Origin of the sequence: Microbacterium sp., assembly GCF_030149085.1 — a bacterium.
Lineage (GTDB): Bacteria > Actinomycetota > Actinomycetes > Actinomycetales > Microbacteriaceae > Microbacterium.
Window position 1 is genome coordinate 1 of the sequence record NZ_JASBSF010000232.1, and the last position, 6470, is coordinate 6470.

Annotated in this window: 9 protein-coding genes; all 9 read left to right on the forward strand. The window is 67.3% G+C overall.

Annotation, left to right across the window (positions count from 1 at the left end; all coding sequences use genetic code 11):
- The first annotated feature begins 381 nt into the window (after nt 1-381).
- A complete protein-coding gene (locus tag Q1V87_RS09440) occupies nt 382-816 on the forward strand; it encodes a hypothetical protein (protein ID WP_300591987.1) in 435 nt (144 codons plus the stop codon).
- Nucleotides 817-907: 91 nt separating this feature from the next.
- Nucleotides 908-1573, forward strand: coding sequence for a thioredoxin domain-containing protein (locus Q1V87_RS09445; protein WP_228179433.1), 666 nt, complete (start codon nt 908-910; stop codon nt 1571-1573).
- Nucleotides 1573-2592: an NAD(P)-binding domain-containing protein gene (locus Q1V87_RS09450; RefSeq protein WP_228179432.1), complete on the forward strand. Its 1020-nt coding sequence runs from the start codon at nt 1573-1575 to the stop codon at nt 2590-2592. The genes Q1V87_RS09445 and Q1V87_RS09450 overlap by 1 nt, the downstream gene beginning before the upstream one ends.
- A gap of 43 nt (nt 2593-2635) precedes the next feature.
- Complete coding sequence (locus Q1V87_RS09455) at nt 2636-3109, forward strand: hypothetical protein (RefSeq protein WP_300591990.1); 474 nt, start codon at nt 2636-2638, stop codon at nt 3107-3109.
- Complete coding sequence (locus tag Q1V87_RS09460; protein WP_228179430.1) at nt 3099-3641, forward strand: signal peptidase II; 543 nt, start codon at nt 3099-3101, stop codon at nt 3639-3641. Before Q1V87_RS09455 ends, Q1V87_RS09460 begins: the two co-directional genes overlap by 11 nt.
- Nucleotides 3638-3973 (forward strand): DUF6804 family protein, encoded by a 336-nt coding sequence (locus Q1V87_RS09465; protein ID WP_228179429.1) that lies wholly within the window; start codon nt 3638-3640, stop codon nt 3971-3973. The genes Q1V87_RS09460 and Q1V87_RS09465 overlap by 4 nt, the downstream gene beginning before the upstream one ends.
- Entirely contained in the window at nt 3970-4572 is a 603-nt protein-coding gene (locus Q1V87_RS09470; RefSeq protein WP_228179428.1) for a TlpA disulfide reductase family protein, read from the forward strand. The genes Q1V87_RS09465 and Q1V87_RS09470 overlap by 4 nt, the downstream gene beginning before the upstream one ends.
- Nucleotides 4572-5336, forward strand: coding sequence for a cytochrome c biogenesis CcdA family protein (locus tag Q1V87_RS09475; RefSeq protein ID WP_228179442.1), 765 nt, complete (start codon nt 4572-4574; stop codon nt 5334-5336). The genes Q1V87_RS09470 and Q1V87_RS09475 overlap by 1 nt, the downstream gene beginning before the upstream one ends.
- A partial coding sequence (locus tag Q1V87_RS09480) for a cytochrome c biogenesis protein ResB (protein ID WP_300591992.1) occupies nt 5317-6470 on the forward strand: 1154 nt, incomplete at its 3' end. The genes Q1V87_RS09475 and Q1V87_RS09480, both read left to right, overlap by 20 nt.

Genomic DNA, 6470 nt, shown 5'->3' on the forward strand with positions numbered 1-6470 from the left:
GCTGCCCTCACCGCGTCAGTGAGGCACGCGGTCGTCTCATGGACAACTCAAGCCGGAGAGTGGAGGCGAATCGGCGGCCATCTGTCGCTGTAAATCCATCCCCGACACGGGCCACATGGACATCTTCCAGCGGTTCCTACAGTAGTAGTTGCCAGGCCGACCACTCCCGAGTCGGATCCGGCATGTCGCGCCGACGATGCGCCGGGCAGCCCAATCGTCCGACACGAGCAGGACCTTTCGGCACGGCGTGGCCGGGGGCAGGAGCTCGCGGCGGTGAAGGAGCGTCAGCTGGTCGGTGTCTGAGCCTGTTCATAGCCTAGAATGGGTGCCCACGGTAGGCTTTTGGTGATGACCCCGACGACTCGAACTCAGCGCGCAGCCGTGCTGAGCGAGCGTCTTCTGATAACGAGGATCGTTACTGCTCTCGGCCTGGCGCTCCTGCTGATGTTGGGCATCGCCGCTGCTGGACACCTCGAGACCGATGGCACCACGCCGGTGCCGCTGGGAATGTCCGCACTCGTGGACCCGCACGTCGAGCCGCTGAGTGGCGGCGCCACCGATGCACGCGACGGCAGAGAACAGCAGACGGTGGTTGGCGAATCCTCGGGGGCCAGCGCGCTGATGGGGGCAGCGCTGTGTGTTCTGGGAATGCTGTGCGGGCTGGTGCTCGCGGTGCTGACTTACCGGCTGTGGCGCAGCCGCGTCCTCCCTGATCGTGGGATCTGGCCGCGGGTACTCTCGCTCTTTCCCCACCCGTCGACGATTTCGCGGGTGAGCATCCTTTCGCTGACGCAGTTGAGCATCTCCCGAACCTGACATTCGGCGTGCCGTCCTTCCGGGACGGCGATTCGCCCCGGGCTCACGCCCGGGTTCTGTCATGTGTCGTGTCTTGGTTTGGAGTACTCGAATGAAAACCCCTGTGAAGGCGACGTTGGTCACTCTGGCTGTGGTCGTCGTGATGGTGCTGGTCGCGATCATCTATGCGCTGGTCAATCAGAACCCCACCCCGCCTCCCGGCGAAGGAAGCAGCACCGGCACCTCCGTGGTGGGAGAGAGCTCGCACGTTCTGGATGACGGTGGTCCGGATGCGGTGACGGTGGTGGAGTTCCTGGACTTCGAGTGTGAAGCGTGCGGCGCGTTCTACCCGATCGTCGAGGATATCCGGGAGAGGTACGCCGGCCAGATCACCTACGTGGTGCGATACTTCCCGCTGCCCGGTCATTTCAACTCGAAGAACGCGGCGATCGCCGCGGAGGCGGCCGCACAGCAGGACCGATTCGAGGACATGTATCACCGACTGTTCGAGACACAGGCGGAGTGGGGTGAGGCGCAGGAGTCTCGTGCCGAGCTGTTCCGCGGCTTCGCCGAACAGCTCGGATTGGACATGACCGCCTATGATGCGGCCGTTGCCGATCCCGCCACCACCGAACGCGTGGAGCTCGATTTCAACGAGGGACGCGCTCTGGGGGTCGGCAGCACGCCGACGTTCTTCGTCGGCGGGGAGAAGCTCGAGCTGCAGACGCTGAACGACCTCGAAGACGCAATCGCGGCTGCCCTCTCCGGTGGTCGGTGATGCAGACGAGCCTGTCGCACCGACGAGTGATCATCGTCGGAGCCGGGCAGTCCGGACTGGCAGTTGCCGCAGCGTTGAATGCCAAGGGCCTGCGCCCGCAGCAGGATTTCGTCGTGATCGACGCGGCTCGCAAGGGGCAGCGCAGCTGGGCATCTCGATGGCATTCGATGGAGCTGCTCAGCGACGCCCGGCATAGCGTGATCCCGCCTCGAGGGCTCCCCGGCGATCAGCGTCGGCGTCCCCGCGCTGACGAGATCGTCGATTATCTGGCCTTCGTCGAGGGGGGACTTCGTGTCGAGACGGTCTGGGGGGTCCGCGCCACCGGAATAGAGCGTCCCGGCACCGGAACCACTCTGCTGCTGTCCACGACCGCAGGGGACGTACAGACCCGCAACGTCGTGTGCGCGACCGCCGCGGCAGCGTATCCGCGTGTGCCGGAGTGGGCTGCGACCCTGAGCGTTCCAGGCGTCGTGATGCACAGCAGCGACTACCTGTACCCAAACCAGATCGAGCCGGGACATGTGCTCGTCGTCGGAGGCGGCAACAGCGGGGTGCAGCTGGCACGTGAGCTGACCACTTCTCACACGATCACCTTGTCTATACGCACCCCGCGGGGGCACCGGCCGAGCGGCAGCTACCCGTCAGCTGCCGGACAGGCAGTCTCGTGGCTCACCCGCAGGCGGCATCCCGAACCGGTGTTCGGCGACAGCTACGAGCGGCTGCGCCGCGCCGGGGTCTCCATCGTTCCCGCGGCGACTGCCGCAGACGGCGGCGTGGTGACGCTCGCTGATGGCAGTGAGCTCTCACCGGACTCCGTGATCTTCGCCACCGGCTACGCACCGGGTGATGACTGGCTGCCGGATGCCGCGCACGCCGAGCGGGGAGCCCGTACCCGGACCGGGATCCCGGGACTGTTCGTCGCCGGTATGCCGCAGTACAGCGGCCGCGGTGCGGACACCATCACCGGGGTCTGGCGAGACGCCACCACAATCGCCCATCACATCATCAACCGTCCCTGAAAGCCACGCCATGTCATCCTCCCCGCCCACCGAGGCCGCCCCGATGCTGCTCAGATGTCGTCCTGTCGCATTCGTCGCCCTGGGGGTGAGCCTGCTGCTGGCAGCTGGCATGGTGCTCTCGACCGCATCATCCGCGGCCGCACATGACAGCATCGTCTCGGCCACCCCCGATGCTGACGCGACCATCGGCGTGGCGCCGCAGGAGATCTCGCTCACCCTCGAATCGGCCGCGGTTCCCGAGAGTGCCCCCACTCCCGAGCTCACCGCCACGAAGCAGGCGCTTGAGCCATCTCCTATCCGTTCCACCGCCGAATCCACGGACGACGGCTACGGCGGTCAGGCCTCCGGCGGGGGAGAGCTCTTTCCCGTGCTTGCTGTCATCAGCGGCGTGGTCATCATCGGCGGCGCACTGATCGTGGTGCTCATGGTGGCCTGGGAACGCCGCCGCCGCGACCGCGCCGCGACAGAAGCGACCCGGGCACAGCCCTCGACGGAGGAGAAGACCGATGGCTCGTAACAGCGGCACCCGACTCGCGGTCGCCTGCATGATCGCCGCGGTGGTCGTGGTGATCGACCAGGCCACCAAGGCGGCGGCGGTGTCGGGGCTGAGCACCCAGCAGCGCATCCCCCTGCTGGGTGATCTGCTCGGACTGCAGCTCGCGTTCAACCCCGGTGCGATCCTCTCCCTGGGCGCTGGCTTCACCGGGCTGCTGACGCTCGTCGGGGTGGCTGCCGTGGTGCTGCTGGTGATCGCCGTCGTCCGAGCTCGCACCGTGTGGTGGGCTGTGGGACTCGGGTTGATCCTCGGCGGTGCGATCGGGAACCTCATCGACCGGCTGTTCTCTCCACCCGGGTTCGGCGTCGGGCACGTCACCGATTTCCTCGCCTACGGCACCTGGTTCATCGGCAACCTCGCCGACGTCGCGCTCGGCGCTGGCGTGATCCTCCTCGCCAGCGTTCTCTGGGCACACCGGGGAGCAGCCACCGGGCGCCGCGCCGAAGCGGCGACGAACGAGCCCGAGCCTGTCGCGGAGGCGCGGAGACCATGATGGCCAAGCAACGCATGCCGTCCGTCTATCAGCGCAATGCTTTCGCCCCGGGGCTGCTCGCAGCCGTCGTCCTGTTCCTGGCCCCGGCGCTGATGAGCGGAGACTGGTTCCTCCTGGTGCTGTTCGTCACCGCGATCCTCGCTGTCATCGTCGGCTGGTTCGCCGTACAGGCCAGGCAGTGGTGGTGGCTTCCGGCGTTCGCCGCGATAGCGGTGCTGTGGAACCCGCTATTCCCGTTTCCGTTCTCCGGGCCACTCTGGTCGTTCGCGCAACCGGCTGCCGCGGTGATCTTCCTGGTCGCCGGAGCGATGATCAAGGTGCGTCGCTCGTGACTCGCCGCCGCGTCTTCGCCGCCGTCTTCGCGCTGCTCGCGGTCAGCGTGGTGACTGGCTGTGCGAGCAACGATTCGCTCGCCCAGCAGTATCGGGACGGGAACGAGAAGGGCTACATCGCCGGCGACTTCCAAGTGGTGCAGATCCTGGAGTCCGACCGCGGTGAACCGGTCGCTTTCGAGGGGCTCACCGAGACCGGCGAGAGAGTGACCAGCGACGACTACCGCGGCGGGGTGCTGGTGGTGAACTTCTGGTATGCCGCGTGCGGTCCGTGCATCGTCGAGGCGCCGCTGCTCGAAGAGGTCTGGCAGAGGTACCAGGACCAAGGCGTCGCATTCCTCGGCGTCAACACCTACGACCAGCCCGCCACCGCCCTGTCTTTCGCTCGCGACAACAACGTCACGTACCCGAGCGTGATCGACGTCAACGACGGCAAGGTCAAGCTAGCGTTCGCGCAGGTCACCCCGATCCAGGCCACCCCCACCACGCTGGTGCTCGACCGGGACGGGAGAGTCGCTGCCCGGGTCATCGGCCAGCTGGCCAGCGCCTCCATCCTGGCCACCCTGGTCGCCGACACCCTCGCCGAGGAGAATCCGTGATCAACCCCGGGCCTCTGGTCGTCGACGGTGCTCTGTGGATCGCGATCCCGATCGCGGCCCTCGCAGGCCTGGTCTCGTTCATCTCCCCTTGCGTGCTGCCTCTGGTGCCCGGCTACCTCGGCTACCTCGGCGGCGCCGCCGGCAGCAACCCGGGTGCCGCCGGGACCGGGTCGACGGTAAGGGCGGAGCGCACCCGCCTGCTGCTCGGCGTGGGCCTGTTCATCGCCGGGTTCACGGTGGTCTTCGTCACCGTGACGATCCTGGGCGGCACGTTCGGGCTCCTGCTGCTGCAGTACGCCAACATCCTCACCCGACTCCTGGGGGCGGTTGTGATCGTCCTCGGCCTGGTGTTCATCGGGTTCTTCGGTATCGCCCAACGTAGCCTCCGTCCTCGGATCCAGAGCCGCGCCGGCCTGATCGGCGCCCCGCTTCTCGGGTTTGCGCTCGGAGTGGGGTGGACCCCCTGTATCGGTCCGACGCTCGCGGCGATCCTGTCGATGTCATGGAACCTCGGCGATCCCACCCGAGCCGGCCTGCTTGGTCTTGCCTACTCGCTCGGGCTGGGTCTCCCGTTCCTCCTGCTCGCTATGGGCTGGGGGTGGGCTTCGCGCTCGGTGTCGCTTCTGCGTCGCCACATCCGCGCCCTGAACATCATCGGTGGCGTCCTGCTGGTGTTGCTCGGGGTTCTCATGGTGACCGGGTTGTGGACCATGCTGATGTCCGCTCTGCAGCAGGTGGTGATCAATGTCCCCGTCCCGCTCTGAGACCGGCACGGTTGTCGACCCGCTGCGCCCCGCTGATCACCGCGACTCCGACGCCCCGTCCGAGATCAACGGTCCTGCCCTCGGTGTGGGCGGCTGGGCCCGGTGGGCGTGGAGGCAGCTGACCAGCATGCGCACCGCCCTGGTGCTGCTGCTGTTCCTCGCGATCGCCGCCGTCCCCGGGTCGCTGTTCCCGCAGCGCACCGCCGACCCCAACGGGGTCACCCAGTGGCAGCGCGACAACCCTGACGTGTTCCCCCTTGCCGACGCGGTCGGCCTGTTCGATGTGTACTCGTCCCCCTGGTTCTCCGCGATCTACCTGCTGCTGTTCGCATCCCTCATCGGCTGCGTCATCCCCCGGGCCAAGCACCACTACAAGGCGCTCCGGTCCGTGCCGCCGCGCACTCCCGCACGACTGTCCCGCCTGGTCGACTATCAGGAGACGATGATCGCGACCGACGAAGCCACTGCGGATCCGGCCGGGGATGCGGTACGGCTAGCGCAGCACCAGCTGCGTCGAGCCGGTTACCGAGTCCACCGTTACGACGAGCCGGGGTGGGCTTCGGTCTCGGCCGAGAGGGGGTATCTGCGGGAGACCGGCAATCTGGTCTTCCACATCGCTCTGGTCGGGGTGCTCGTCTCGGTCGCGATCGGCGGCGGGTTCGCCTACACCGGCCAGCGGGTCGTGGTGGAGGGCACGACGTTCGTCAACGCGCTCAGCGACTATTCCTCCTTCAACCCCGGCCGCTTCATCGACGGCACCCGCTTGGCCCCGTACTCGATCACCCTCGACGACTTCCGGGTCTCCTACCAGCTGCCCGGCAGCCCCGGCGCCGGGCAGGCGGGTGACTTCTCCGCCGACGTCACCATCCGCAGCGCCGCCGAGGACGACCGGGCGGAGAGCGTGATCGTGAACAACCCGATCACCGTCGCCGGCGACCGCATCTACCTGCTCGGCAACGGGTACGCCCCGACCCTCACCGTCCGTGATGCCGCTGGCGAGATCGTGTGGAGCGAGTCGCAGCCGTTCCTGCCGCAGGACTCGAACATGACCTCGCTGGGGATCATCAAGATCCCCGACGGGCTGCCCGAGCAGCTCGGGCTTGTCGGTTTCTTCTATCCCACCCAGGGTGTGCT

Excerpts from the sequence above, each read along its gene's own strand:
- Q1V87_RS09455 (WP_300591990.1), top strand. The coding sequence starts at position 2,636 with ATGCTGCTCAGATGTCGTCCTGTCGCATTCGTCGCCCTGGGGGTGAGC.
- Q1V87_RS09450 (WP_228179432.1), top strand. The coding sequence starts at position 1,573 with ATGCAGACGAGCCTGTCGCACCGACGAGTGATCATCGTCGGAGCCGGG.
- Q1V87_RS09460 (WP_228179430.1), top strand. The coding sequence starts at position 3,099 with ATGGCTCGTAACAGCGGCACCCGACTCGCGGTCGCCTGCATGATCGCC.
- Q1V87_RS09465 (WP_228179429.1), top strand. The coding sequence starts at position 3,638 with ATGATGGCCAAGCAACGCATGCCGTCCGTCTATCAGCGCAATGCTTTC.
- Q1V87_RS09445 (WP_228179433.1), top strand. The coding sequence starts at position 908 with ATGAAAACCCCTGTGAAGGCGACGTTGGTCACTCTGGCTGTGGTCGTC.